Here is a 25,833-nt window from a genome sequence, read left to right on the forward strand (position 1 = left end):
TCCCGCCTGGCTTTGCGCCTCATGCCGACACACCCCGTGCCTGAAAGCGTTTGTATCAGCGTGGATACAAAGCCGATATGAAACAGAAAAGTCGCGGTCTTAACGTGGCTCCCAAGTCATATCGAGGCAGGAGACATGCGGGAAATGAACTACGCACAACCCAAACCGCCGGCCCGGCGTATTGGCGGCATTGCCTTTGTGGTCGGATTGCACGCCGCGATCGTCTACGCATTGCTAACGGGTCTGGCGACGAAAGTCGTGGAGGTGATTCGTCAGCCGATTCAGGCGCGCATCATTGAACAGATCAAGCCACCGCCTCCCCCTGCGCCGCCACCGAAGCGCATCGCGCCACAACCGCCGAAACGCGTCGTGCACCCGCCGCCGTTCGTGCCACCGCCCCAGGTGCCGGTTGCGGCGCCGCCGTCGCCAAACGCGATCATTGCACAGTCGAGCACGCCAGCGCCATCCGCGCCAGTGGCGCCGCCCGCCCCCGCTGCGCCTGCAGCGCCGGTGTCGAAGAGCGTCGGCGTGGTTTGCCCGAACTCGACGGAAGTACGCGCCGGGATCCGCTATCCGCGTGAAGCGCTCAAGGACAACCTGACCGGCGATGTCGTCGTGGTGTTCACCGTCGGCACCGACGGCAGCATCAAAGACCTGAACGTGATCCAGTCGGCCGCCCCGGTTCTCGACCGCGCCGCCGAAAACGCCGTGCGGCAGTTCCACTGCGTCGCTCAAGGCGAGGAAGTCCGCGTGCAAGTGCCCTTCTCTTTCAAGCTCGATTGAGGCAGCCCTCGACAGCCGTTCCCTTTTATTTCTCAACGCATTTCAGGAGACGTTCATGATCAACCGTACCCGCCAGGCCACCTTGCTGATGGCTTTGTCGCTCGCGGCCAGCGCCGCCCACGCCGCCACCGATGCGGTGGCCAACCCCTACGGCCTCGATGCGCTCTGGAAGGGCGGCGATTTCATTGCGCGAGGCACCCTGCTCATCCTGGTCGTCATGTCCATGGGCAGCTGGTACATCATCGTCGCCAAGCTGCTCGAACAGGCGCGCGTGCTGCGCCGCGCGAAAGCGGCGGAGAAAGGTTTCTGGAAAGCCGCCAATCTCGGCGAAGGCGCGCGCCAACTGGACGCCGGCAGTCCGTTCCGCTTCATCGCGGAGCGCGGCCTCGCTGCCTACGAGCATCACGAAGGCGCGCTGCTCGAACAGGTCGACCTCAACAACTGGGTCGCGGCGGCCATCGAACGTGCGACCAACGCGGTATCGAGCCGCTTGCAGGATGGGCTCGCGTTTCTTGGCACGGTCGGCTCGACCGCGCCGTTCATCGGACTGTTCGGAACCGTGTGGGGCATCTATCACGCACTGACCGCCATCGGCATTGCGGGTCAGGCCTCCATCGATAAAGTCGCCGGGCCCGTCGGTGAAGCGCTGATCATGACCGCAATCGGTCTCGCGGTCGCTGTGCCCGCCGTGCTCGGCTACAACTGGCTCGTGCGTCGTAACAAAGCCGTCATGGATCGCGTACGCGGCTTCTCGACGGAATTGCACATCGTGATCCTGACCGGCAAGACCACCGCCTCAGCCGCCGCCGCGACCAAGGCCGCCACCCTCGCACGCGTGGGCTAAGCCATGGCCATGACCGTGGGAAAGCACGACGGAGAGGATCACAACGAGGTCATGGCGACCATCAACACGACGCCGCTGGTCGACGTGATGCTGGTCCTGTTGATCATTTTTCTTATCACGATTCCGGTGGTTTCGCATACCGTGCCGGTCTCGCTGCCCAAGGAGGCCGTGCAGCCGCTGCAAACGACGCCGCGCAACGTGATTCTCGCCGTGACGAAACAAGGCGATGTGTTTTGGGACGAACTGCGGGTGCCCGACGCCGCAACGCTCGTCGAGAAGCTCAAGGCGGTCGCAGCGCAATCGCCGCAGCCCGAAGTTCACATTCGAGGCGATCTCGACGCGCGCTACGCCGCCATCGGCCGAGTGGTGTTCGCCTGCCAGCAGGCTGGCATCAGCAAGGTCGACTTCATCACCGAACCGCCGCCGCGCCAGTAACGCATCCATACCGACAAGGAGACCCGAGATGGCGATGACGATGCCTACCGGTGACGCAGAGGATTCCGAAGTAATGAGTGAGATCAACACCACGCCGTTGATCGACGTGATGCTCGTCTTGCTGATCATGCTGATCCTCACCATTCCGATCCAGACCAACGCCGTCAAGCTCGATATGCCGACCGGCGCGCCGCAGTCGCAACCGCAAACACCGCCCGTGGTGCAGATCGATATCGCGGCCAACGGCACGATCGCATGGAATGGCGAAACCCTGAGCTCGCGCGCAGAACTGGAAACGCGGCTGCGCGACGTGGCCGCCTCCCCCGCGCCGACTGAACTGCATATTCGGCCCGACAAGGCCGCGCCCTACCGCGCCGTCGCAATGGTCATGGCGTCCGCGCAGCGGCTCGGCGCGACCCGCATCGGGATCGTGGGCAACGAGCAGTTCATGCAGTAACCGTTCTCTCAACACAGACCTCCCATGTCCGATTCCAACCTCGACTTGCCCGCCCCGGTGGCGGACCCCAGCCCGCCACTGGATTTACCCGCCGGACCGCTCGCGTGGTTCGGTCTGGCGATTCTCGTGATCGTGGCGTTTTTCGCGTTCGTCGACCGGCAGATGCTGATCTTGCTGGCGGAACCCATTCGCAACGATTTCGGACTGACCGACACGCAGATCGGCCTGATGCAGGGCGCAGGCATCGCCCTCTTCGCCGGCGTGGCGTCTCTGCCGATCGGCTGGATCGCCGACCGTGTGGATCGCCGCATCGTGCTGGCGGCGTGCATACTCGTCTGGAGCGCCGCCACCGCGATCTGCGGCGTGACCAGCCACTTCTGGCAGTTGTTCATCGCCACCGTCGGCCTGGGGATCGGCGAAGCCGGACTGGTGCCGGTGATCTACGGCCTGATTCCCGATCTCTTCCCGGCGCGCCAACGTGTGCTCGCCAATGCGATCTTCGCCCTTGCGAATCTGCTGGGCGCGGGGGCGGGAATGGCGCTCGGCGGCGCGCTGATGCACGCCATTGCGGCCGTGCACAGCGCCTTGCCGGCCGGACTCGCCGAATTCGCACCATGGCGGCTCGCGTTCTTTGCGGTTGCCTTACCGGCCCCCGTGCTGGTCGTACTGGTTCTGCTCATCAGTTCAGGACAGCACGACAACACGGACCCGTCCGCGGATCAGCGGCGCCATGTCACGCTGCAGCCGTCCGCATCTCGCTACTTCCGACACGAAGGCACCATGATGCTCAAGTTCTTCGGCGCAATCGGACTGGTCAACCTGGCGTTTGGCGGCGTGGCGACGTGGATGCCGGTGGTGGCGGTGCGAACCTTCGGCGCGACGCCGGCCGAAGCAGGCGGCGGCATGGGCGTGGCGGCCATGGCTGGCGGTATTGCGGGCTGCGCGCTCAGCGGACTCGTGGCCGGCCGTATGAGGGCGCGCTTCGGTGTGCTCGCGCCCCTGCGCGTATGTGAACTTGGCGCGCTGATCGCAAGCGGTCTGTCGTTCCTCTACTTGCAGGTGGGCTCGATCACCCCCGTCTATGCGCTCTTCGGCGTGCAGCTCGCCTGCATGGTCGCTGGCATGGTGCTGTTTCCGACCATCATGCAGAACATCTGCCCCGCGCATTTGCGCTCACGCGTTGCGGCAATCGGCGCGCTGACATCGATCGTCGTGCAATCCGCCAGCCCCGTATTCATCGGCTTCATGTCGGACCGCATGCACGCGCTCAGCCGAGGGCTGCTGTGGTCGATCGTCTGCGTGGCGGCGTTCGGATTTCTCGCCGCCTGCATTCTGATGCGCGCCGCCAGCCGCGGTGTACGCGAGGCCATCGAACGCTATGCGTGACGCTCCTTTCCTTCATTCGCCCATGATCCCCCGCAAACTCTCACTGCGTATCGAACGTTGGCCCCTCGCCGTTCCGTTCCGCATCACAGGCCACGTTATCGACGCTGCCGGTCTCGTGAGCGTGACCCTCGACGACGGACACCACACTGGCAACGGCGAGGCATCCGGCGTCTTCTACCTCGGTGAAACGCCTGAATCGATCGCTGCGCAAATCGAAAGGGCGCGCGCGCCCATCGAAGCAGGCATCACGCGCGCGCAGCTACTCGACGTGTTGCCGCCCGGCGGCGCACGCAACGCCGTTGACGCGGCATTGTGGGCGCTTGAGTCACAACAGCAGGCCATACCGGTCTGGCGCGCCGCCGGCCTTCCCGCTCCGCGCGCCCTGTTGACCACGATGACGATCGGTACGGACACGCCGGATGCGATGGCCGAGGCCGCGCGGGCGCTGACCCATGCCCGGGCGCTAAAAATCAAACTGGACGGCACTGCCGCCGACGCCCCGCGCCTCGCGGCTATCCGCGAAATGCGCCCGGACGTGCCGCTCGCCGTCGACGCGAATCAGGGCTGGTCGCGTGCGCACTTCGAAGCCATGATCCCGCTGCTGCAACAGTTGGGTGTCGGCATGCTCGAACAACCGTTCGCGATTGGCGCGGATGCCTGCCTGGAGCATATCGATTGCCCGATTTCGCTAGCGGCCGACGAATCGTTTCAGGATCTGGAGGATCTGTCCGAGGTCGCACGCCGTTACGACGTCGTCAATCTCAAGCTCGACAAATGCGGCGGCCTGACGCGCGCGCTCGATCTCGCAACCCATGTTCGCGACGCCGGCTTGTCCCTCATGGTCGGCTGCATGGCAGGCACTTCGCTAGCGATCGCACCTGCCTTTCTGCTCGGGCAGCAGTGCGATCATGTCGATCTTGACGGACCGATCTTCCTTGAGCGCGATCGCGAGCCCAGCGTCGTCTACACCGACGGCCTGTTGCATTGCCCGCCTCAAACCTGGGGTCATGCTGACGCCACCGCTTCCATTCGTTGAACTATCGATATGACACTAGAGATATCGGCCACGACGACGCAACTCGAGGCGCTGCTGGCGCCTTTTCAACGCACCGACGCCCCGGGATTGGTCGCCGGCATTACCTGTCGCGGCCAGTTGTTGTATCGGCGCGGCTTCGGCATGGCGAGCCTGGAACATGGCATCGCCAACACGCCGGCCACGCGAATGCGTATCGGCTCCGTGAGCAAGCAATTCACTTGCCTCGCGGTGCTGCTGCTGTGCGAGCGCAACATGCTCGACGCCGACGCGCCCATCGGCGCCTGGCTGCCGGAGTTACCGCCCGCCGCGGGTGCACCGACCTTGCGGCAATTGATGTCGCATCTTGGCGGACAACGCTGCGCACTCGACCTTGCGTTGTTGACGCAGGGTCTGACGATCCCGCCGCGTGGCGCGCTGCTGGCGTCGCAGCAACGTCAACGCGATCAGAATTTTCCGCCTGGGGAACGCATGATGTATTCGAACGGCGGCTATCATCTGCTTTCCCTCGCCATCGAGCGCGCGAGCCGGATGCCGTTCGACGCGTTCCTGAGAACGTTTATCTTCAACCCGCTGCGCATGCGCGACACGGCGTGCGTATCCGATGACATGACCATCGAGCGAGGCATCGCAACGATGCATGTGCCGGATTGCCAAGGGGGATTCCGCCGCGGCATCTTTCCAGCGTGGGACTTGCTGGGTGAAGGCTCGATCGTCTCGACGGTCGACGACATGCTGCGATGGACCGCGCACCTGCGCTGCAATGAAAAGATCGTCGGCACCCCCGATACCTGGGCCCGGATGCTGACCTTGCCGGTGTTCTCCAGCGGCCAGCGCAGCCCCTATTCGCTCGGCCTCAAGCAAAACGTTTATCGAGGCGTCGAACTGATACACCATGCGGGCGGCGTCGTCGGCGGGAGTAGTCAGATGCTGCTGTCGACACGACACGAGCTCGACGTGGTCCTGCTCAGCAATGGCGCAGTCGACGCGCCAATCGAACTCTCGAAGCGAATCGTCGACATCGTGCTCGCCGGCGAGCTGAGCGGCAACGGGCCGCCGGTCGCGGCACGCGCCGCCCACCATGCGGCGCGCCTCGGCCGCTACCGTTCGCCCCGCAGCGGCGCGATGTATGCGCTGGAAGATCGCGACGGCGCGTTGGTCTTGACGGGACCGCTTTGCCCAAACCCGCCTATGGCGCTCTACGACAGCCTGGACGCGTTGAGCGACGTGGAGGCCGAAGCCGGCGCCGACGGGGCCCTCGCGTTGCGTTGGGGCTCCCCTGGCGCGCCGGACGACCTGGCGTGCATCCGCATCGCGCATTGCGGTCACACCGATGTCTTCACACGACTCGGCGACCCGCCCGCGATAACGCCCGGCCTGATCGCAGCGATGCCGGCCGCGTTCGAGAGTCACGATGCGAACGCGCGGGCAACTATCTGCCTCCGCGGCGAAGCGCTCGTACTTCGTATGCACGGCGCGGTGGGCGGCTGCGACTATCGACTGACCCCACTGGCCAGCGACGTCTTCGAACTGACGTCGATTGATCCAATGGATATCATGACCGGGATCGTCACCTTCACGCGCGACGCAGCAAGCGCCAATATCACAGGCTTTCGTGTCGATACCCCGCGTACCCGGCATCTCGCCTTCACTCCAGTGCGGGCCGACACCTGACTCCAGACTCACTGCCCATGCCAGCGCAGCCCGCGTCGGCATGGGCAGCTACTCATCGTGCTGGCGCAAACGGGTTCGACACACGCGGCCAGTAGTCGAGATCGCGATGGCGATAATCCAGTTCGGCAAACGCCGTCGTGAGCGCACCTGGGGCCGCGATATGGAATACGGCCTTCGCGCGGGGCGCAAAATCGGCATGAAAATGCTGTGTCGATTTCACGACCACCAGCTTCTTCGCGGCAAAGTCGATACCCAGACCGGTGAATGCGTCTACGCCAAGCACCTGGGTGCGAACCGATATCAGCGCGATATCGAGCCCGTTGGCCGCTTCGACCCATACGGCCCGCCCTAACGGCTGTTCGAGGCCCATGATGCTTTGCGCATGATGCTCTACGATGCCACGCACCGTGACGCGCAAATCCACGGGATCGCCCGAATGCACACTGCATTTGCCGCCGATGCGCAAATCCAGTGTCGCCCCCACACCGGCGTCCTTGCAAATCTGAATGGCGCCGAGATCCCACAAGCACCCAATCGCAACGTTGGCGATGCCCCGCTCGACCACGCGACGCAAGACGAACGTGCTGTCGCACGGCGCGCCGCCGCCAGGATTATCCGCGACGTCGGCCAGAACGACCGGGCCACCGTCGACAGCCAGCGCACGATCGAGGCTGGTATCGATGTCGAGCCATGCCGGGCGGGTGGCGTCGCGCAGTTCCCAGAACTCGCGCGCCAGTTGTGCCGCCAGCGCTTCGGCCTTGGCAGCATCGTTGTCCGTCACCACCCAGACTTTCGCGCCGGCTTCGGGTACATCGCCCCACGGAAAGCCGTGGCCGAGCGACACCGACAGCACGCCGTTACGCCCTTCGAGCGAGCGCATACGCCGGACAAATCCCGCCATGGGCTCGCTCGTGGTAGGCCATGTGCCGACCATCCGGCAATCGAACGTGCCGATGGTCGGACGGATGCGCCCGGCAGCCATCTCGAGCGCCAGTTCATAAGCCTCGCGCGCCCGATCCACCGCGTCGATATGCGGGTACTCCTTGTACGCAATCAGGATATCGGCCGATGCTTTCATCAGCTGTGTGAAATGGCAGTGCGGATCGAGCGTGACGGAGATCGGCACATCGGGTCCGACAATCGCGCGAATACCGGCAAGCAGATCGCCTTCGCAATCGTCATAGCCTTGGGCCACCATCGCGCCGTGCAACAGCAGGATCACGGCATCCAACGGCAGCGCCGCTTGTACCCCATCGAGAATTTCGTTGCGCAGCGACTCGTAGACCGTGCGAATCGTCGGCCCGGACGGCTGCGCTTCGGCACACAGTCCCTCTACGATTTCGTGACCGTCCTGCTCGGCAAGACGCCGGACTTCGGCCAGCACATGTCCCATGCCGTTGGGCTCACGCAAGCTCGCGTCGCCGTGAAAGATGGTGCTCTCTTCAAAGCTGCCCCAACCGGTCGGACAAGGGGCGAAGGTGTTGGTTTCGGTCGAAAGTTGAGCCGTATATATTCTCATCACAAGGTCTGCCAAACGTAGTTGAGGGACGTGAACCGACTATAAGCACACGCCATTTCCGCTTTGTGAGCACTGTGTATCAAGCGTGAAATAGAGCGTTTCCCATAGCCGGTCCGCGGCCGCCTCATCGACGCGGCAACGTGATCTGCGCCGCCAAACCGCCTTCCGCGCGGTTGCGCAACACCAGTTCGCCACCGTGACGCTTCACGACGTCGTTCGCGATGGCAAGGCCCAGTCCCGTTCCCCCGGTATTTTTATTGCGCGAGCTCTCCACGCGGTAGAACGGCTCGAGCACCCGCTCCAGTTGCGGCTCCGGAATGCCGACGCCATGGTCGAGTATCTCGATGCGCACATACGACGGCGCGTCGGTCAAAAGAATGTGCGCGTCTTCACCGTATCGAATCGCGTTGGTCACCAGATTGGTCAGGCAGCGCTTGAGGCCGAGTGGCTGGGCCGATAGCGGCGCCACCTCACCGCCGATGGTGACCCGCTGGCCGTGTTCGGCCGCGTCTTGCGCGATCGCGTCCACCAGCGCGTTGATATCGACTGGACTGAACGCCTCCACCACCTCTTCATTGCGCAGGAACGACAGCGTTGCCTCCAGGAGCTGCGTCATCTCGTCGATATCGTCTCTCAGGCGATCACTCAATTCGGCATCCTGAGCAGATCGAAGGCGCAGTTTCATACGCGTCAAGGGGGTGCGCAGATCGTGCGATACCGCAGCAAGAAAGCGGTTGCGTTCACTCATTTGCCGCCGCAACGACGCCTGCATTGTGTTGAACACTCTGGCGGCCTGACGCGCTTCGATGGGGCCCGTTTCCCTGATGGGTGGCGCATCGATATTCCGCGACAGCTCGTCTGCCCCGAGCGCGAGTGAACGGAACGGGGCGGCCAGCATGCGTGCTCCGAACCAGGCCGAGATCAGCGCCGGCATCACCTGGATCACCACCGCGGCGGCCCACTGCAGCGTCGCACTCATTCCGGGAGGCGGCTTGAAAGGCGCCGTGCTGTAGAGCTTGAAGAGCACAAGGCCAGCACTGACCTGCGTCACGAGAATGATCGAAATCATCATGAAGAGCAGGCGGTAAAAGGCCGAATCGAAGCGAGGTTTTTGCATGGTGATGGCAGGCAGCAGGTGATGGTTCCAATTATCGCCCCGGAATGTGGGGTCTTTGTGTGTCCTTTATTTCAAACCCGAAACAAATTTCCGCATTGGCTCTACGCCGCGCGCCAGTCCTTCTGCCCCACGCCTTCGCCGCGGTTTGTATCAACCCCGATACAAAGGCCACATGAAGCAGAAATAACCCGCACTTACCGTTCACCCCTGAGTTGCGCTATACGGCAGCCGTTTCAGTGGATCGCAAAATCAGGTGGAGACAATGGCGAAAATGAAAAATAAACCGAAGCACACAGCGGTTTCGAAGGCGTTAGCGCTGCGACACAGCGGGCGTTATGCAACGCTATTCGTCGGGCCGGTGTTCGGGTTGGCGTCGCTGGGTGCGCATGCACAACAACAAACGACGGTGCAAGCGCAAGCCCAGCAGATTGCGGCACCTGAAGCGGCGTCGGCCGCGAAGCCTGCCCCCGGAGCGCCGGCCGCCGGAACGCCGGCCGCCGCGTCGGGCGCGACGGCGGCGAATGCCGCCGCTGCCGAGACGTCGAAGATCCAGGGCAAAGATGGCGCGACGCTCAATACCGTGGTCGTTACCGCGACTCGCCGACGTGAACCGGCGCGCGAAGTACCGATGCAGGTCAACGTACTCTCGGCCGACGAACTGCAGAAGAGCGGTGCACAAACGATGTCCGACTACCTGTCTTCGGAGCCGGGCGTCGACTTGAACGCCAGCGGCGGCAGCGGGTCCGGTCAGGTCAGCATCCGCGGCGTGACGACAGGGGTTCAGACCGGGCCGACGGTCGGCATCTATATCGACGATGTCGCGTTCGGCGGCAGCACCTTGTTTTCGCAAAGCGCAACGTTCGCGCTCGACATGAGCCTGCTCGACCTCAATCACGTTGAAATCCTGCGCGGTCCACAGGGTACCTTGTATGGTGCAGGCGCGATGGGCGGTTTGCTCAAATACGTCACCAATGAACCCGACCCGGGGCAGTTTTACGGACAAGTTGGCGCCGGCGTGTCGGGAACCGAGCATGGCGGCGTGAGCGGCACGGCTAACGCAACGTTGAATGTCCCGCTGAAAACCGACGTTGCCGCGCTGCGCGTTTCCGTCTTCGGCCAGCACGATGGCGGTTATGTCGATTCCGTGGGTCCGCTGGTGGATACGCACATCGATCGTAGCGACACCTATGGCGCGCGCGCGTCGTTGCTGCTGACGCCGACGCGTGACCTGACGGTGCGGTTAAGCGCGGTCTCGCAGAACATCAATCGCAACGCGCCGGACTACGTCGAATATGGCGCCAACGGGCAACCGGTCTGGGGCGACCTGACCACGCAGCAGTTCGCTCCGCAACCGTTTCATCAGAATATTCAGCTCTATTCCGCCGGAATCGAATACGAACTCGGCTGGGCGCGCCTGAACTCGATCACGTCGTTTCAGAGAGTCAACACGAGCGCACCGCAAGACTTGACCGGCGTATACGGGCCGCTATTTGCCGCGCAAGGGCTCGACCTCGGTTCGGTCGTCGCCGCCGATGTGGCCACCACGAACAAGTTCACGCAGGAGTTTCGCCTGACCTCGCCGGGCAACCAGCGGCTGGAGTGGCTGGCCGGGCTTTTCTACACGCATGAGCGCAGCACCTTGAACGAGGGCTTTTTAACGACCTTGCCCGATGGCACTGTCGGGCCGAATCTTTCGGAGATCGACGCGCCCAGCACCTACGACGAGTACGCAGCATACGGCGACCTGACCTACCACCTCACATCGCGCCTTGCCCTGACCGCCGGCATCCGGATCGCCCACAACACCCAGACGTATGAGCAGACGACGTTCGGCACGCTCGCTGGCCCAACGCAGACCGTCTCGGCGCCGTCGTCGGACACCAGCAAGACCTACATGTTCACCGCGCGCTATGCACTGACACCCAATAGCAATGCGTATGTCCGCGTCGCCAGTGGCTACCGGCCCGGCGGCCCGAACGCCTTGCTGATCGATCCGCTCACCGGCATGCGCGCGTCTGGCAGTCCGACATTCGATCCCGATACGCTTTGGAGCTACGAGGCGGGCTACAAGGCCGACCTGCTCGACAAGCGGCTATCGCTGGAAGCGTCCGTCTACGACATCGAGTGGAAGAACATCCAGCAGCTCGGCACCGTCGACGGCGTGAACCAGGTCGTCAACGCCGGCGATGCACGGATCAAGGGGCTGGAGTTTTCCGGCACGTTCCGTCCCGACCGGCACTGGAATTTCAGTGCGAATCTGTCGCTCATCGACGCCCATTTGACGACGGGAAGTGCCAGCGCCGGCACGACCGCCGGCGAACCCTTGCCGAACTCGGCCAAAGTCGCCGCCACATTGTCGGGCACCTATTTGTTCACGGTAGATGGGCATCCGTCGTATGCGGGCGTCATACAGCGATTTGTCGGCCGACGTCATAGCGGTTTCGACGCCAGCTCGGGCCGCCCCGATTACCCGCTGCCCGGCTATGCGATCACGGATCTGCAAGCTGGCGTGGACTTTGGAAAGTGCAGCCTGGCATTCTATGTCCGCAACCTGTTCGACCGCCGCGCCTTGATGGCAGCCGGCACTTCGCTGATACCGCTGGGCGGCCCGGCTCTCGTCAGCGTGATCCAGCCTCGCACGATTGGCGCGACGCTGAACATCCCGTTCTAATCATATGGATAACTAATAATGAAGAAATATTCGCAAGCCATCGTCGAACGGCTGGATGCCTTGTTCGAGCGTTTCAACAAGGGTGACGAACCCGGCCTGGTCGTGGCCGTCGCGCATCGTGACGAGATCCTCTACCGCCGAGGCTTCGGCCTGGCGAGCCTGGAACATGGCGTAATCAACACCCCGGCTACCCGTCTGCGGATCGGATCGACGAGCAAGCAATTCACCTGCCTCGCCGCGCTGCTGCTAGCCGAGGACGGCAAGCTCGACATCGACGCCGGGATTCGCACGTATCTGCCCGAACTGCCGCTGCTGGCCGGCGACCCGACCTTGCGACAATTGATGACGCATACGGGCGGCTATCGCTGCTATCTCGACCTGACGCTACTCGCACAAGGCGTGGCGACGCTGCCACGCGGCGGCGCATTGGCCGCCGAACTGCGACAGAGCGATGTCAATTTCGCGCCGGGGGAGCGGATGATCTACTGCAACGGGGGATACCACCTGCTGTCGCTCGCCATCGAGCGCGCCAGCGGCATCCCCTTCGCGACCTTCCTCAAGGAACGTATCTTCGACGTGATGGGCATGGTCGACACGGAGTCGGTTGCCGACGACATGCAAATCCGCCCGCGCATGGCCACCCAGCACGTGCCGGATGGCAAAGGCGGATTCATGCGCGGTCTCTTTCCGACCTGGGAGGTGCTCGGCGAAGGCGGGATCGTATCGACGGTCGACGACATGCTGCTCTGGCTCGCGCATCTGCGCGGCCCCAAGCGCCTGGGCAGCGAAGCGAGCTGGCGCCAGATGCTGACCATGCCGCGCTACTCGAGCGGCGCGGAAGGCGTCTACGCCTTGGGCTTGATGCGCACGCCGCATCGCGACGTAGAGTTGCTGCACCATGCCGGCGGTGTGTTCGGCGGCGCTTGCCAAATGTTGACCGTGCAGCGGCATGCGCTCGATGTGATCATTCTCACCAATGGCACCGCGGCCGATCCGGTCGAACTCGCCACGCAGGTGGTCGACATCGTTCTGGGCGAATCGATACTGGGCGCACAACCTGCTGCGCCGCTGCACACTGCGGAGCACGAAACCCTGCCCGGCAAGTACCACTCGCGCGAGTCCGGAGCGTATTGCGTGATCGGCGATCACGATGGGCGATTGAGTGTGAGCCTCCACAACGCCGGGCAAATGCCCTTGCCGCTGATCCAGACTTCAACGGCATTGCAGGTCGTAGACGGGACCGGCGCTACATGCCTGATCAGGACTTGCACGTCGCCGGAGGGACGTGTGACTGCCATTGAACTGGTGGACTGCGGTCACGTGCAGACCCTGCAACGCCTGCCCGACGACGCGCCTCGGCTCTCCGATGTATCGCAGGGTCTGGCTGGCAGATACTACAGCAGCGATGCTGCGGCACGTGCAACTATCGCTGTGCAGAACGACGAACTCATCATGAAGATGGACGGCGTAGCAGGCAGTGTGACCTATCTGCTGGAGCCCGTCGATCATGACGTATTCACGTTCGCCCCCGCCGGTCCGTTGGCTGTCATCCGCGGCGTGTTGACAGTAGAACGCTCGGCTGGGCTGGCCGTGCGTTTTCGTATCGACACAGCTCGCACGCGCAACCTGAACTTCACACGCGAGATCCAGGGTCAGGAATACAAGACACATGGCGATATCAGACAATGAACATGCAACCCTTTCCGCCGGTGCCCCACGCGGGCGTGCTGCCGTCCGGTCCACGCAGCTCGATTGCAGATGTGGCCGGCGTGACGGTCGGTCACTGCACGCTCGACGAAGGCCCGATCCAGACGGGCGTGACGGTACTTCATCCGCATCCCGGGGACGTGTACCGCCGCAAAGTACCCGCGGGCGCAACCGTAATCAACGGCTTCGGCAAGAGCGTTGGCCTCGTGCAGGTCAACGAACTTGGACTGCTCGAAACGCCCATCGCTTTGACGAATACGTTCGGAGTCGGCGCAATCGCGCAGGCGCAGATTCGATCGGCAATTCGGGCCAACCCGCAAATCGGTCGGGACTGGCCTACGGTAAACCCCTTGGTTTTCGAATGCAATGACGGTTATCTGAACGACATCCAGGCGCTTGCAGTTACGGCGGAACATTACGAAATTGCGTGCAGTAACGCGAGCGTCGAGGTTCAGCGCGGCGCGGTCGGAGCCGGTCGCGGCATGTCCTGTTTTGACTTGAAAGGTGGCATTGGTACGGCGTCGCGCGTGATCGAGATCGCCGGGGAGCGTTATACGACAGGCGCGCTTGCACTGACGAATTTCGGCCGTTTGCCGACGCTCACGCTCGGCGGTGTCGCGGTGGGACGCGTTCTGGCGAAACGTTCGGCGAGTGGCGACACGCACGCAACGAAACCGGAGCATGGCTCGATCATCATGATCATCGCAACCGATGCACCACTTGACGCACGACAGTTGAAACGTTTGTCGATGCGCGCCGCAGCGGGTCTTGCGCGCACGGGCTCCGTATACGGCCATGGCAGCGGCGACATTGCGCTGGCGTTTACTACAGCATGGACTGTAGCATGCGACGCCGACCTTGCTATTCGACCGCAGATCCTCGCTGACGCGAGACTCGATCCACTCTTTGAGGCGTGCGCTGACAGCGTCGAGCAGTCCATCGTCGATGCGATGTGGCATGCCGTTTCGGTAACGGGCCGTACTGGACACCGGCGGCTGTCGCTGCACGACGCGGCGCCGGATATCGCCCAACTTATCGATGGGGTACGCCTATGAAAGTGCTTATTTCCGCCGACATCGAAGGGGTCGCGGGCGTGTTTCACCCGGAACAAACCCGCGCAGGCAACAGCGAATACGAAGCCGCGCGCCGCTGGATGACGCTAGAAGCGAATGCGGCGATCGAAGGGGCCTTCGCGGGCGGCGCAACGCAGGTCTGGGTCAACGATTCGCACGGAGGTTTTCGTAACTTGTTGCCCGATTTGCTAGATGCGCGCGCCCAGATCGTGCTCGGCAGACCTCGTACTCTGGGCATGATGGCGGGACTCGAATCGAACCCTGCCCTCGTGTTCATGATCGGCTACCACGCCATGGCACAAAGCCGCGGCATCCTCGCGCATACGATCAATAGCTTCGCGTTTGCGAACGTGCGGCTGAACGGCGTCCCCGTGGGCGAAGCGGGCTTGTATGGCGCGCTTGCTCAGGAATACGGGGCATCTGTTGCACTGCTGTCTGGCGACGACGTATTCGCGGAAGAAACACGTCCAACCTTTCCCAATGCAACGTTCGTGATTACCAAAACCGCATCAGGATGCGCTAGCGGCACTACTCTGGGCCTCGCTAGCGCGCGAGCCGAGATTCGCCGCGCGGCACAGGCGGTCGTAGAACGGTACATGGCAGGAGAAAAGGTCAGCGAGGCACCCGCCAATCGATCCAGTGAATTCAGGTGCGAGTTGAGTGTCCAGGTCCCCGCGCAGGCCGATCTGTTCTGCCAGTGGCCGACGCTATCACGAATCGACGGGGTCTCGCTGTATTTCGACGCGCCTTCCGTGGAGCACGTGGTGCGCACGCTGACCTGCCTGTCGGCGATGTCGGCCATGTTGCGGTAACGCTGACTCGAAGCACCCGGGCAACGGGCGCGTGATACCAACTGCATTGAGGCGAACGCAATGACATCACCGAAAACGACAAAAGCAGAGGCACGAGGTTCATTCGGCATCGTTGGGGGCCTCTGGGCGCTTTCAGGGGCCGATGTTCTTTTCAAGCTTCTGAAGAGCATCCACCCGGACGGCCGTTCAGAGCGTTGCAAAGCGATTTTCGAGCAACACCCGTTTCACGATCCGACGGACTCACGGGCAGCGACCATCGAGCGTTATTTTCGGAGGCCGGAGTTCGAGGTGCTGCATCCACGGGCTGTGGACGGCGTAGATTGCGTTACCTGCGCGGCTTATGGCAACGAGGGGATTCGCAGTGGTAACCCTGGAGGGCGAGCGGTCGAACTAATGCGCGAGGCCTGTATGGATCTGCTGGCGCAGGGCGCGGACGTCATTCTGCCGGGACTCCTGAACGACCGCGAGCGCAAGGAACTCGACGGCCGGATGAATGGCGACATGCGCAACGGACCCGTGACGATAGAACTCAAGGGCGAGCCGGGCGACTACCGGAAGCTCGGCAAGCGGCAACTCGAACACTACCGCAGCACGGAGGTCGATCGTGAGTGAGACGTTTCTCTCTGAACAAGAGGTCGCGGAATTGACCGATATAAAAACCGGGCAACGCGGCAAGACACGCGAGCAGCTTCAGGTTGAATGGCTGCGCACTTCAGGCATCCCGTTCTGGACGAGCGCCCGAGGTCGCCCGGTAGTCGCACGCACGGCAATCGAAGGTCGCGCCCGCGAAGAAGCCGCTCGAATCTTTTCCGCAAAATCAGGTTTTTTCCGCAATTCTCACCTTTCGTCAACCGGAAGATCGGAAAAAGCCAATGGCGGAGGGCAGACAGAGTCGAACTGTCCCGGGAACGGCTGACGTCCCCAACCGGGTTTGAAGCCCGGCCGTACCACCCGATACGATTGCCTTCCATTTCGAAGCGAGAATTACGCGAAAACTGCGCTAACGCCAGACCCTCACCCCATGCTATAGCCACTCGCGCATGCGGCTATCGGGCCTCAACCAATGTTGATCGCGCTGGAACCGAGTATATCCAACGCGATCGAAGAACTCCAGAATCTGGATCGCGCGCTTGCGTCCGAGTCCCGCAGCATCGCGAAACGCGGCCGCGCCTACGCCGGTATCTTGCGGCTGCGAAGCTTCAGCCAGTTGCGTGACGAGGCGCGCAAGCTCGTGAATCACCTCGCGATCGTAGAACAGGTCGCGCACGATCTGATACAGCCTGCCGAGGCGCGCGAGCTTGCGCAGCAGCGCGCGCACTTTTTCTTCGGGTTCCTGCGCTTCGCGCGCAAGATCGCGCACCCAGGGCGGGTCGTAGCGTCCTTGCGCAAGCAACGGCATAAGGCGTGCAGCAAGCGCTTCCTCGCTGGTATCGAGCGAAACCGCATGCGAAGGCAAATGCAGCCACGGCCCGCTGCGCGAGATACGTCCAGCTTCGATGAGCGCATCCACCGCCGCGCGCCAGACCTCGTCGCTCACGAGCGGCGCCGCCATGCGCCGCAGGCGCGCGGCGTCCGGTCCCTGTTCGTCCGGTGTGCGCGCATGGAACTCGCCCAGCGCCTCGACGATGCGCGCCGCAAGACGCGTCCAATGATCGCGCGCGAGCACGATGGATTCCGCTGCACGTCCTTGTGCCGCGATCACGACCGCGTCGTCGGGCAGCGCGAGCGTATCCGCGTCGAACCCCGTCAATTGCGTCAGCGTGGAGCGCGTGAGCCCACGCGGCGCTTCGTCAATCAGCGCACCCACGTTACCTTCGTCCAGCCATGCGCGCAGCGCATCGAGCCAGGCACGGCGCTCCGGTGTGCGCCGGCGCCGTGCGGGCCCGAACGGATCGAGCACGCGGCCGCCGCCCACCGTGCGGCTCGCCTGCGCGTTGCGCACGATGAATCGATCGCCGGGCATTGCATGCAGCGGCGTATCGAAGACGAGCTGCACGCGCGCATGGCCTCCGGCCGCAAGCGTATCGCCTTCGAGCAACGCGACATTCGCCACGCGATGCGTCGTGCCCAGATGCACGTGCAGAGGCGACCAATGCTGGAGCGTGATGCCCGCGTCGTCGAGAAGACTCAGCTCGACGTCCAGACGCGTCGCGCCTTGCGCGAGCCGTGCATCGACGATCCAATCGCCACGTGAAATTTGATCCTTCTCCACGCCGGAAAGGTTGAGCGCGCAACGTTGCCCTGCCCGCCCCGTATCCGAGGCGCGATTTTGTGCGTGAATACTGCGCACCCGCACCGGCAAGCCCGCGGGCGCGAGCAATAAGTTCTCGCCGGTGTGCACGCGTCCCGCGAAAACGGTGCCGGTCACCACCGTGCCCTGCCCCGTCAAGGTAAAGACGCGATCCACGGCGAGGCGGAACACGCCGTCATCGCGCCGTGCCTGCCAGTGCGTGGCACGCTCGCGCAGCCAGGCATCGAGTTTGGCCACGCCCGGATCGCCGGGCTGCGTCGCCTGCGTTTCAAAGCACGGCGCGCCAGCCAGTGCAGTGGGTGCGAGCCACGCGGCAATTTCCGCGTGCACCTCGGCAAGCCGTGCCGGCTCCACGCGGTCCGCCTTGGTGAGCGCGATCGCGCCATGCGTGACGCCGAGCAGTTGCAGAATGGCCAGGTGCTCGCGCGTTTGCGGCATGACCCCGTCATCGGCGGCGATCACGAGCAGTGCGAAGTCGATCCCGCACGCGCCAGCCGCCATCGTGTGCACGAGCTTCTCGTGCCCCGGCACGTCGATAAAGCCGAGCACGTCGCCGTTCGCGAGCGGTGTATAGGCATAGCCGAGCTCGATGGAGATGCCGCGCGCCTTCTCTTCCTTGAGCCGGTCGGTGTCCACGCCGGTGAGCGCGCGCACGAGCGTGGTCTTGCCGTGATCGATATGCCCCGCCGTGCCGACGATCACAGGCGCAGCTCCGCGAGTTGCGTGACGAAGGCCGCTTCCTCCGCGCTCTCGAGACAGCGCAGGTCGAGCCGAAGGGCATCGTCGGCGATGCGGCCGATCACGGGCCGCGGCAGCGCCCGCAACGCGCGCTCCAGCCTCAGCAACGCGCGGCCGCTGCCGCCCTTGCCGCGATATCGCACGACCAGCCCGCTGCTCGGCAACACATCGACGGGCAAGGCGCCGCTGCCGATCTGGCTGAGCATCGGCTCGACGCTCGCCTCATAGCCGTCGCCCAGCGCGCGCTGCAATGCGGGCAGCACACGCGTGGCCGCTTCGTGCATTTCATTCGCGGGACGCGTGAGCAGCCGCAGCGTCGTCAGGCGCTCGCGCAGAAATTCGGGCGCCTGGTAGAGCTTGAGCACGGGCTCGAGCGCCGCGAGCGTGAGCTTGCCGACGCGCAGCGCACGCTTGAGCGGATGCTTCTTGATCTTCGCGATCAATTCCTTGCGCCCGACGATCAGCCCGGCCTGCGGGCCGCCCAGTAGCTTGTCGCCGCTGAAGGTCACGAGATCGGCGCCCGCCTCCACGGTGGCGCGCACGGTGGGCTCGGCGGGCAGGCCCCACTGCGTGAGATCGGCAAGCGTGCCGCTGCCGAGGTCGACCGCCACCGGCAGGCCGTGCTTGCGCGCGAGCGGCGCCAGCTCGTCGAGCTCGACGCTCTTCGTGAAGCCGCTGATCGCATAGTTGCTGCAATGCACTTTCATCAGCAGCGCCGTGCGCGCGCCGATCGCCGCTTCGTAATCCTTCAGATGCGTGCGATTGGTCGTGCCGACTTCGCGCAGCCTCGCACCCGCGCGGCTCATGATGTCGGGAATGCGGAACGCGCCGCCGATCTCCACCAGCTCGCCGCGCGAGACGATCACTTCCTTGCGCGCGGCCAGCGCGGAAAGTGTGAGCAGCACCGCCGCGGCGTTGTTGTTGACGACGGTCGCCGCTTCGGCACCCGTCAACTCGCAGATGAGCGCATCGATCAGGTCGTCGCGGTCGCCACGCTTGCCCGTAGCCAGATCGAACTCCAGGTTGGCGGGCTGGGTGAGCGCCTGCACCACGGCACGCACGGCAACGTCGGGCAGCAGCGCGCGGCCCAGATTCGTATGCAGCACGGTGCCGGTCAGATTGAACACCGTGCGCAGCGCACTTTGCGCGCGCAGGGCGAGCGCCTGGTCCGCGTCCGCGATCACGCGCTCGATGGCAAACGGAGCCTGCGCGCTCGCGCCGGTTGCCAGCGTGCCCGCCTGCGCATCGCGCCGCCAGCCGTCGAGCGTCGCGCGTATCGCTGCGAGCACCTGCGTGCGCCCATGTTGCGCGATCAACGGTTGCGCCTGCGGCGAGGCAATCACGCGCTCCACGGCGGGCATCTGCGCAAGCAGTGCGTTCAGCGCATGGCTGGCAACCTGGTTGTGCTGATCGTGTTCGCCTTGTATCACTTGCGCCGTTGCCGCCGCGCCCTGCTGCGCGCTTTCGTTCATCTCGGTCGTGCGCGTCATTGCTCGGCCGGCGCTTCGGGATAGAGCAGCGGATTCGCGCTCGCGCGCCGATAACCGGCTTCGCTCATCAGCAGGTCGAGCGTGAGGCTCGCGAGATCGTCGGCGAGCGGCTCGAATTCGAGGTCCTTCTCCTGATAGCCGATCTTGCGATAGGTATGGCATTCGTCGCACGATTCCGCTTTCAAGGCCGGATTGCCGCCTTCGATGCCGTGATACGCGATGCCCTTGGTCGAATCGCAGTTCGTGCACTTCACGCGCACCACGTGATTCTCGGTGCCGCACAGGCTGCATTGCACGTAGCGATAACCCTGGAATGCGCCGCCCACGCGCACGATGCTCGCAACGGGCGGCACGCCGCAAACGGGGCACACGCCAGGTGCATCCACGTAGGGCACGTCCTGTACGTTGACGCGGCTCGCGAGATCGGTCCACACCACCTGCAGCGCCGCCATGATGAAAGGCGCCGTGGCGGGCGCCACTTCCGCATGGCGTTGCGCGAGCAGCGCATCGGCTTGCGCGTCGAGCTCGGCGTCGCTCATCGCGCGCAGCGTATCGAGCACTTTCGCGAGCGCCGGCGTGACCGCGCCCGCCGCTTCCACGCGATCCGCGAGGCGGCGCAACACCGCTCGCCATTGCGGATCGCGCTCGCTGCCGAGCGCGGGCAGGATCGGCATCGAATGGCGTTGTGCGCTGGCGATGGCTTCGGGCGGCGGCATCAGCGCTTCGAGATGCTCGAGCGCGTGCTGCTGCGCGTCCACGAGCGCCGCCATGAGGCGCACGTAGCCGCCGATCGGGTTATGGTCCGCCAGCTTGCGCAGACGCGCGGCGCGCTCACCGAAATGCGTCGCGCGCTCGGGCAGGCGAATGCGGGGAATCGCCGAGGGATCCTGTACCTGAATCTGCTCGGGATCGAGAATGCGTTGCGTCACGGCGAGTCTTCTCCCATAACAAAAGGCCGCCGCGCCCTTCCCGGGCGGGCGGCCTGCCAGCTGCGCAGAATACGCGCGCCTGCTACTTGATGCTCTCGCGGAACCAGCGCGGATGATGCTTTCTCGCCCAGCCCCAGGTGACGTAGCCGCGCGTCATCGCGCGAATCGAGCCCTTCACCCACAACGCCGCATAGATATGCACGACGATGCCCACGATCAGCACGAACGCTGCGGCCGCATGCACGTCGGCGGCCACGCGGATCAGCGTGATCGGGAAGTAGAACGAGAAATAGCGCCGCCAGATCACGATGCCGCTCAAGAGCAGCAGCACGAGGCAAACCACCATCACAAAGAATAACAGCTTCTGTCCCGCATTGTAGCGGCCGATCTCGGGCAGCTTGTCCTCGCGGTTGTGCAGCACGTCGTCGATCTGCTTGAGCCATTGCACGTCGGCCGAATCCAGATAGTTGTGATGCCAGAAACGCAGCGCGAGGATCATGAACGAAATGAACATCACCACGCCAACGAACGGATGCAGGATGCGCGTCCATTGCCCGCCGCCGAACAGCGCGGAAAGCCAGAACATGGCCGGATGAAACATCGCGAGGCCGGAGAGCGCGAGCAGCACGAAGGTGATCGCGGTAATCCAGTGGTTGCTGCGCTCGTTGGCCGTATAGCGCTGGATCAGTTGCGGTTCATCGTTGTTCATCGTCGCGCTCCTCGGGTTCGCCACGGATGCGCCGCGCCTCGTCGCGCGCGGCTTGCTCGTCCTCTGCACCCACTTCGTTCGGCCCCACCCGCGTGTAGTGGAAGAAGCCGGCCACCGCCGCGAGCGCGATGCCCGCGAGCGCGAGCGGCTTGGCCACGCCCTTCCAGAGCCGCACGAGCGGGCTGATGCGCGGGTTGTCTGGCAAGCCGTGATAGAGCGAGGGCTGGTCCGCGTGATGCAGGACGTACATCACGTGCGTGCCGCCCACACCAGGCGGGTCATAGAGCCCGGCTTTATCGAAGCCGCGCTCCTTGAGGTCGACGATGCGCTCGGCCGCGTGCTGCTTCATGTCTTCCTTGGTGCCGAACACGATCGCGCCGGTCGGGCAGGTCTTCACGCACGCGGGCTCCTGGCCCACGGCCACGCGGTCGGAGCACAGCGTGCACTTGTAGACGCGATGATCCTTCTTCGAAAGGCGCGGAATATTGAACGGGCAGCCCGTGATGCAGTAGCCGCAGCCGATGCAGTTTTCCTCGTGGAAATCCACGATGCCATTCGTATACTGGACGATCGCGCCCGGCGACGGGCACGCCTTGAGGCAGCCCGGGTCCTCGCAGTGCATGCAGCCGTCCTTGCGGATCAGCCATTCGAGGTTGCCGTTCGGATTCTCGTATTCCGTATAGCGCATCACGGTCCACGAGTGCTCGGTGAGATCGCGCGGATTGTCGTAGACGCCCGTGTTGATCCCCACTTCGTCGCGCAGGTCGTTCCATTCCATGCACGCGGTCTGGCACGCCTTGCAGCCGATGCACTTGGTCACGTCGATGAGCTTCGCGACCGCGCCCGTGACCGGCTCGCGCACGCCGGGCGGCGGCGTGGTGGTGGCGGACAGGCGTTTGATGTCGAGCGATTGCAATGCCATGTCGTTCCCCCCTTACGCCTTTTCCACTTTCACAAGGAACGACTTGAACTCGGGCGTCTGCGAATTGCCGTCGCCAACGGGCGGCGTGAGCGTATTCGTCAGATAGCCGGGTTTCGTCAGCCCCGTGAAGCCCCAATGCAGCGGCACGCCTACGTGGTGCACCTTCTTGCCGTCGATGGTGAGCACCTTGATGCGCTTGGTGACCACCGCGACCGCGATCAGGTAGCCGCGATTGCTCGACACCTTCACGCGTCCGCCATCGACCACCCCCACCTCCTGCGCAAGCTCTTCGCCGATCTCGACGAACTGCTGCGGCTGGATGATGGCGTTCAGGCGCGCATGCTTGGTCCAGAAGTGGAAATGCTCGGTGAGCCGGTAGGTGGTGGCGACGTGCGGGAACGCTTGCGCTGTGCCGAACGTCGCGCGGTCGTCGGGGAACACCCGCGCTGCCGGATTGCTCGTGGCCTGCGGGTTGTTGGGATGGAACGGGTTATAGCCGAGCGGGTTCTCGAATGGTTCGTAGTGCTCGGGGAACGGCCCTTCGTTCATGCCGTCGCGCGCGAAGAAACGCGCGACGCCCTCTGGGTTCATGATGAACGGCCCCATGCCGAGATCGGGCGCCTCGTCGACCTTGTAGTCGGGCACGTCCGCGCCGGTCCATGCGCTGCCGTTCCAGCCGATCAGCTTGCGCGTGGGGTCGAACGGCTTGCCCGCGGTATCGCACGAGGCCCGGTTGTACAGCACGCGCCGGTTGACCGGCCAGGCCCAGGCCCAGTTCAGCGTCTGGCCGATGCCGGTGGGGTCCGAGTTGTCGCGCCGGCCCATCTGGTTGCCCGCCTGGGTCCACGCGCCGCAGAAGATCCAGCAGCCGCTCGCGGTGCTGCCATCGTCCTTGAGCTGCGCGAAACCGGCGAGCTGCTCGCCCTTCTTCACGAGCACCTTCGTGGGATCCTTCGGGTCGGTCTGGTCGGCGAGCGCACGGCCGTTGTATTCCTGCGCGAGCTCTTCAGGCGTGGGGCTTGCCGGATCCGAGTACGGCCAGTCGAGCTTCACGATCGGATCGGGCAGCTTGCCGCCATCCTTCTGATAGGCGGCGCGCATGCGCAGGAACAGCCCTGACATGATCTCGAGATCGCTCCGCGCCTCGGCCGGCGGCTCGGCACCCTTCCAGTGCCATTGCAGCACGCGGCTCGAACTCACGAGCGAGCCGTTTTCTTCCGCAAAGCACGTCGTGGGCAAACGGAACACCTCCGTCTGGATCGAGCCCGTATCGACGTCGTTGTACTCGCCGTACTTCTTCCAGAACTCCGAGGTCTCAGTGGCGAGCGGGTCCATGATCACGAGCCACTTGAGCTTGCCGAGCGCGGAGAGCGTTTTCGCCTTGTCGGGCGCCGACGCGATCACGTTGAAGCCCTGGCAGATATAGCCGTTGACCTTGCCCTGATTCATCAGCTCGATGGTCTGCAGCAGGTCGTAGGGCTTGTCTAGCTTCGGCAGCCAGTCGTAGCCCCAGTTGTTCTCCTTCGTGGCCGCGTCGCCCCACCACGACTTCATGAAGCTCACGAAGAACGCGTTGTAGTGCTGCCAGTAGCTGAGCTGGTTGGGCCGCAGCGGCTGCAGCGCGCGCGCCTTGATGTAATCGTCATAGCTCTGTTCGGCCTCATTGGGCAGCGTCATGTAGCCCGTGAGCAGATTCGACATCAACCCGAGGTCGGTGAGCCCCTGGATGTTCGAGTGGCCGCGCAGCGCATTCATGCCGCCGCCGGCGATGCCGATGTTGCCGAGCAGCAATTGCACCATCGCACCGGTGCGGATCATCTGCGAGCCGATCGAGTGATGGGTCCAGCCGAGCGCGTACATGATGGTGCCCGCGCGGCCCGGCACGGCCGTGCTCGCCAGCATTTCGCACACCTTGAGGAACTTCTCCTTCGGCGTGCCGCAGACCTTCTCCACCATCTCGGGCGTATAGCGCGAGTAATGCTGCTTGAGCAGCTGATAGACGCAGCGCGGGTTCTGCAGCGTGTCGTCGGTCTTCACGAAACCGTCGTCGCCGATCTCGTAGTTCCACGATGACTTGTCGGGATACGCATGCTTTTGCGCGTCGTAGCCCGAGTAGATGCCGTCGTTGAACGCGAAATCGTCGCGCACGATAAACGAGAAGTCCGTGTAATTCTTCACGTACTCGTGCTGGATCTTGTCGTTCGTGAGCAGCCAGTTGATGACCGCGCCAAGGAACGCGATATCCGTGCCGGTGCGAATCGGCGCGTAGAAGTCCGCGACCGATGCCGTGCGCGTGAAGCGCGGATCCACCACGATGAGCCGCGCCTTGCGATGCGCCTTGGCCTCCGTGACCCACTTGAAGCCGCACGGGTGCGCCTCGGCCGCATTGCCGCCCATCACCAAAATCACGTCCGCATTGCGAATGTCGACCCAATGGTTCGTCATCGCACCACGGCCAAACGTCGGGGCAAGACCTGCCACCGTCGGGCCGTGTCAGACACGCGCCTGGTTGTCGAATGCGAGCAGGCCCATCGAGCGGGCCACTTTATGCGTGAGGTAACCAACTTCGTTGCTGGCCGCCGAGGCCGCCAGCATGCCGGTGGTCAGCCAGCGGTTGACGGTCTTGCCGTCCGCGGTCTTCTCGACGAAGTTCGCGTCGCGGTCCTCTTTCAGGAGCTTCGCGATGCGATCGAGCGCCTCGTCCCACGAGATGCGCTTCCATTCATTCGAGCCCGCCGCCCGATACTCGGGATACTTAAGACGGTTCGGACTGTGAATGAAGTCGATGAGGCTCGCCCCCTTCGGGCAAAGCGTGCCGCGGTTGACCGGGTGATCGGGGTCACCCTCGATATGGATGATGCTCGCGGTAGCGTTCTTCGCGCCGTCGCCGAGACCGTACATGAGGATCCCGCAGCCCACCGAGCAATACGGGCAGGTGTTGCGGGTTTCAGTGGTGCGCGCCAGTTTGTATTGTCGGACCTCGGCAAGTGCGTTGTCGGGCGCAAAACCCATCAACGCGAGGCTGGAACCCGCCAGCGACGTTGCCGTGACCTTGAGGAACTGGCGCCGGGACATTTGCAGCATGGTGCGTCCTCGGCTTTGGGATTGTGGGTATTTTCAGTATAAGACGTTTCGAAAAATCAATCGGGCGAGTTGCGCAGCCGCCGGGCGGCGTACGGCGGATGCGCGTAAGTACCAGGCTTGCTATATAGTCAGTCGAGGTCGAATGCACTCGAAAGAGGCCCCGCGCGGCCATTCCACTCGCGCCGGGCAATGCGCCGGC

The 25,833-nt window shown here is 63.9% G+C and carries 21 protein-coding genes and 1 tRNA gene; 13 read left to right on the forward strand and 9 right to left on the reverse strand.

Annotated features, from left to right (window positions below; genetic code table 11):
• Positions 1–144: 144 nt before the first annotated feature.
• Genes E1956_RS22310 through E1956_RS22340 form a run of 7 tightly spaced genes read left to right on the forward strand, consistent with a single transcriptional unit; the run spans position 145 to position 6,612 of the window.
• Entirely contained in the window at positions 145–783 is a 639-nt protein-coding gene (locus E1956_RS22310; RefSeq protein WP_134752991.1) for an energy transducer TonB, read from the forward strand.
• A 55-nt stretch (positions 784–838) separates the two neighbouring features.
• Positions 839–1,627: a MotA/TolQ/ExbB proton channel family protein gene (locus E1956_RS22315; protein WP_134752993.1), complete on the forward strand. Its 789-nt coding sequence runs from the start codon at positions 839–841 to the stop codon at positions 1,625–1,627.
• A gap of 3 nt (positions 1,628–1,630) precedes the next feature.
• The gene (locus tag E1956_RS22320; RefSeq protein WP_134752995.1) at positions 1,631–2,062 is read left to right on the forward strand and encodes an ExbD/TolR family protein; all 432 of its coding nucleotides are present in this window, start codon (positions 1,631–1,633) and stop codon (positions 2,060–2,062) included.
• 28 nt (positions 2,063–2,090) lie between these two features.
• Positions 2,091–2,519: an ExbD/TolR family protein gene (locus tag E1956_RS22325; RefSeq protein ID WP_134752997.1), complete on the forward strand. Its 429-nt coding sequence runs from the start codon at positions 2,091–2,093 to the stop codon at positions 2,517–2,519.
• Between the two features lie 24 nt (positions 2,520–2,543).
• Positions 2,544–3,905, forward strand: coding sequence for an MFS transporter (locus E1956_RS22330; protein WP_134752999.1), 1,362 nt, complete (start codon positions 2,544–2,546; stop codon positions 3,903–3,905).
• 22 nt (positions 3,906–3,927) lie between these two features.
• Positions 3,928–4,941 (forward strand): dipeptide epimerase, encoded by a 1,014-nt coding sequence (locus E1956_RS22335; RefSeq protein ID WP_232071532.1) that lies wholly within the window; start codon positions 3,928–3,930, stop codon positions 4,939–4,941.
• 9 nt (positions 4,942–4,950) lie between these two features.
• Complete coding sequence (locus E1956_RS22340) at positions 4,951–6,612, forward strand: serine hydrolase domain-containing protein (RefSeq protein ID WP_134753003.1); 1,662 nt, start codon at positions 4,951–4,953, stop codon at positions 6,610–6,612.
• 52 nt (positions 6,613–6,664) lie between these two features.
• Here the strand turns inward: E1956_RS22340 and E1956_RS22345 are convergent, their stop codons facing one another.
• Both E1956_RS22345 and E1956_RS22350 read right to left on the reverse strand, forming a co-directional pair.
• On the reverse strand, positions 6,665–8,131 hold the full coding sequence (locus E1956_RS22345; RefSeq protein ID WP_134753005.1) for a M81 family metallopeptidase: 1,467 nt from the start codon (positions 8,129–8,131) through the stop codon (positions 6,665–6,667).
• Between the two features lie 124 nt (positions 8,132–8,255).
• Entirely contained in the window at positions 8,256–9,248 is a 993-nt protein-coding gene (locus tag E1956_RS22350) for an ATP-binding protein (RefSeq protein WP_134753007.1), read from the reverse strand.
• A 271-nt stretch (positions 9,249–9,519) separates the two neighbouring features.
• Between E1956_RS22350 and E1956_RS22355 the strand changes: the two genes are divergently transcribed.
• From E1956_RS22355 to E1956_RS22380, 6 genes are read left to right on the forward strand one after another with little or no spacing between them, the layout of a single operon-like run.
• Complete coding sequence (locus E1956_RS22355; protein ID WP_232071537.1) at positions 9,520–11,919, forward strand: TonB-dependent receptor; 2,400 nt, start codon at positions 9,520–9,522, stop codon at positions 11,917–11,919.
• Between the two features lie 18 nt (positions 11,920–11,937).
• Positions 11,938–13,608: a serine hydrolase domain-containing protein gene (locus E1956_RS22360; protein WP_134753011.1), complete on the forward strand. Its 1,671-nt coding sequence runs from the start codon at positions 11,938–11,940 to the stop codon at positions 13,606–13,608.
• On the forward strand, positions 13,605–14,681 hold the full coding sequence (locus E1956_RS22365; protein WP_134753013.1) for a DmpA family aminopeptidase: 1,077 nt from the start codon (positions 13,605–13,607) through the stop codon (positions 14,679–14,681). Before E1956_RS22360 ends, E1956_RS22365 begins: the two co-directional genes overlap by 4 nt.
• On the forward strand, positions 14,678–15,511 hold the full coding sequence (locus E1956_RS22370) for a M55 family metallopeptidase (protein ID WP_134753015.1): 834 nt from the start codon (positions 14,678–14,680) through the stop codon (positions 15,509–15,511). The genes E1956_RS22365 and E1956_RS22370 overlap by 4 nt, the downstream gene beginning before the upstream one ends.
• Before the next feature lie 60 nt (positions 15,512–15,571).
• Positions 15,572–16,123, forward strand: a complete 552-nt coding sequence (locus tag E1956_RS22375; protein ID WP_134753017.1) for a hypothetical protein — start codon at positions 15,572–15,574, stop codon at positions 16,121–16,123.
• Positions 16,116–16,427 (forward strand): DUF4224 domain-containing protein, encoded by a 312-nt coding sequence (locus E1956_RS22380; protein WP_232071539.1) that lies wholly within the window; start codon positions 16,116–16,118, stop codon positions 16,425–16,427. The genes E1956_RS22375 and E1956_RS22380 overlap by 8 nt, the downstream gene beginning before the upstream one ends.
• Here E1956_RS22380 and E1956_RS46220 read toward each other — a convergent pair.
• From E1956_RS46220 to fdnG, 7 genes are all read right to left on the reverse strand, one after another.
• Positions 16,385–16,480 (reverse strand) — tRNA-Sec (locus E1956_RS46220). The genes E1956_RS22380 and E1956_RS46220 overlap by 43 nt on opposite strands.
• Positions 16,481–16,535: 55 nt before the next feature.
• Complete coding sequence (selB, locus tag E1956_RS22385; RefSeq protein ID WP_134753021.1) at positions 16,536–18,464, reverse strand: selenocysteine-specific translation elongation factor; 1,929 nt, start codon at positions 18,462–18,464, stop codon at positions 16,536–16,538.
• Positions 18,461–19,861, reverse strand: coding sequence for an L-seryl-tRNA(Sec) selenium transferase (gene selA / locus E1956_RS22390; RefSeq protein ID WP_232071871.1), 1,401 nt, complete (start codon positions 19,859–19,861; stop codon positions 18,461–18,463). The genes selB and selA overlap by 4 nt, the downstream gene beginning before the upstream one ends.
• A gap of 125 nt (positions 19,862–19,986) precedes the next feature.
• The gene (fdhE, locus tag E1956_RS22395) at positions 19,987–20,919 is read right to left on the reverse strand and encodes a formate dehydrogenase accessory protein FdhE (RefSeq protein WP_134753023.1); all 933 of its coding nucleotides are present in this window, start codon (positions 20,917–20,919) and stop codon (positions 19,987–19,989) included.
• An 82-nt stretch (positions 20,920–21,001) separates the two neighbouring features.
• Complete coding sequence (locus E1956_RS22400) at positions 21,002–21,628, reverse strand: formate dehydrogenase subunit gamma (protein ID WP_028220397.1); 627 nt, start codon at positions 21,626–21,628, stop codon at positions 21,002–21,004.
• Positions 21,615–22,550, reverse strand: coding sequence for a formate dehydrogenase subunit beta (gene fdxH / locus E1956_RS22405; protein WP_134753025.1), 936 nt, complete (start codon positions 22,548–22,550; stop codon positions 21,615–21,617). Before fdxH ends, E1956_RS22400 begins: the two co-directional genes overlap by 14 nt.
• Before the next feature lie 12 nt (positions 22,551–22,562).
• Positions 22,563–25,634, reverse strand: a complete 3,072-nt coding sequence (gene fdnG, locus E1956_RS22410; RefSeq protein WP_167760092.1) for a formate dehydrogenase-N subunit alpha — start codon at positions 25,632–25,634, stop codon at positions 22,563–22,565.
• Between the last annotated feature and the right edge of the window lie 199 nt (positions 25,635–25,833).

It is taken from the genome of Paraburkholderia pallida (assembly GCF_004524855.1).
Lineage (GTDB): Bacteria > Pseudomonadota > Gammaproteobacteria > Burkholderiales > Burkholderiaceae > Paraburkholderia > Paraburkholderia oxyphila.

Bases quoted from the DNA above. Each gene is read 5' to 3' on its own strand.
- E1956_RS22360 (WP_134753011.1), top strand. From the start codon at position 11,938: ATGAAGAAATATTCGCAAGCCATCGTCGAACGGCTGGATGCCTTGTTC.
- E1956_RS22325 (WP_134752997.1), top strand. From the start codon at position 2,091: ATGGCGATGACGATGCCTACCGGTGACGCAGAGGATTCCGAAGTAATG.
- fdxH (WP_134753025.1), bottom strand. From the start codon at position 22,550: ATGGCATTGCAATCGCTCGACATCAAACGCCTGTCCGCCACCACCACG.
- selA (WP_232071871.1), bottom strand. From the start codon at position 19,861: ATGCCCGCCGTGGAGCGCGTGATTGCCTCGCCGCAGGCGCAACCGTTG.
- E1956_RS22320 (WP_134752995.1), top strand. From the start codon at position 1,631: ATGGCCATGACCGTGGGAAAGCACGACGGAGAGGATCACAACGAGGTC.
- E1956_RS22315 (WP_134752993.1), top strand. From the start codon at position 839: ATGATCAACCGTACCCGCCAGGCCACCTTGCTGATGGCTTTGTCGCTC.
- E1956_RS22400 (WP_028220397.1), bottom strand. From the start codon at position 21,628: ATGAACAACGATGAACCGCAACTGATCCAGCGCTATACGGCCAACGAG.
- E1956_RS22340 (WP_134753003.1), top strand. From the start codon at position 4,951: ATGACACTAGAGATATCGGCCACGACGACGCAACTCGAGGCGCTGCTG.
- E1956_RS22330 (WP_134752999.1), top strand. From the start codon at position 2,544: ATGTCCGATTCCAACCTCGACTTGCCCGCCCCGGTGGCGGACCCCAGC.
- E1956_RS22310 (WP_134752991.1), top strand. From the start codon at position 145: ATGAACTACGCACAACCCAAACCGCCGGCCCGGCGTATTGGCGGCATT.
- E1956_RS22345 (WP_134753005.1), bottom strand. From the start codon at position 8,131: ATGAGAATATATACGGCTCAACTTTCGACCGAAACCAACACCTTCGCC.
- E1956_RS22350 (WP_134753007.1), bottom strand. From the start codon at position 9,248: ATGCAAAAACCTCGCTTCGATTCGGCCTTTTACCGCCTGCTCTTCATG.
- E1956_RS22335 (WP_232071532.1), top strand. From the start codon at position 3,928: ATGATCCCCCGCAAACTCTCACTGCGTATCGAACGTTGGCCCCTCGCC.
- E1956_RS22365 (WP_134753013.1), top strand. From the start codon at position 13,605: ATGAACATGCAACCCTTTCCGCCGGTGCCCCACGCGGGCGTGCTGCCG.
- E1956_RS22370 (WP_134753015.1), top strand. From the start codon at position 14,678: ATGAAAGTGCTTATTTCCGCCGACATCGAAGGGGTCGCGGGCGTGTTT.
- E1956_RS22355 (WP_232071537.1), top strand. From the start codon at position 9,520: ATGAAAAATAAACCGAAGCACACAGCGGTTTCGAAGGCGTTAGCGCTG.
- E1956_RS22375 (WP_134753017.1), top strand. From the start codon at position 15,572: ATGACATCACCGAAAACGACAAAAGCAGAGGCACGAGGTTCATTCGGC.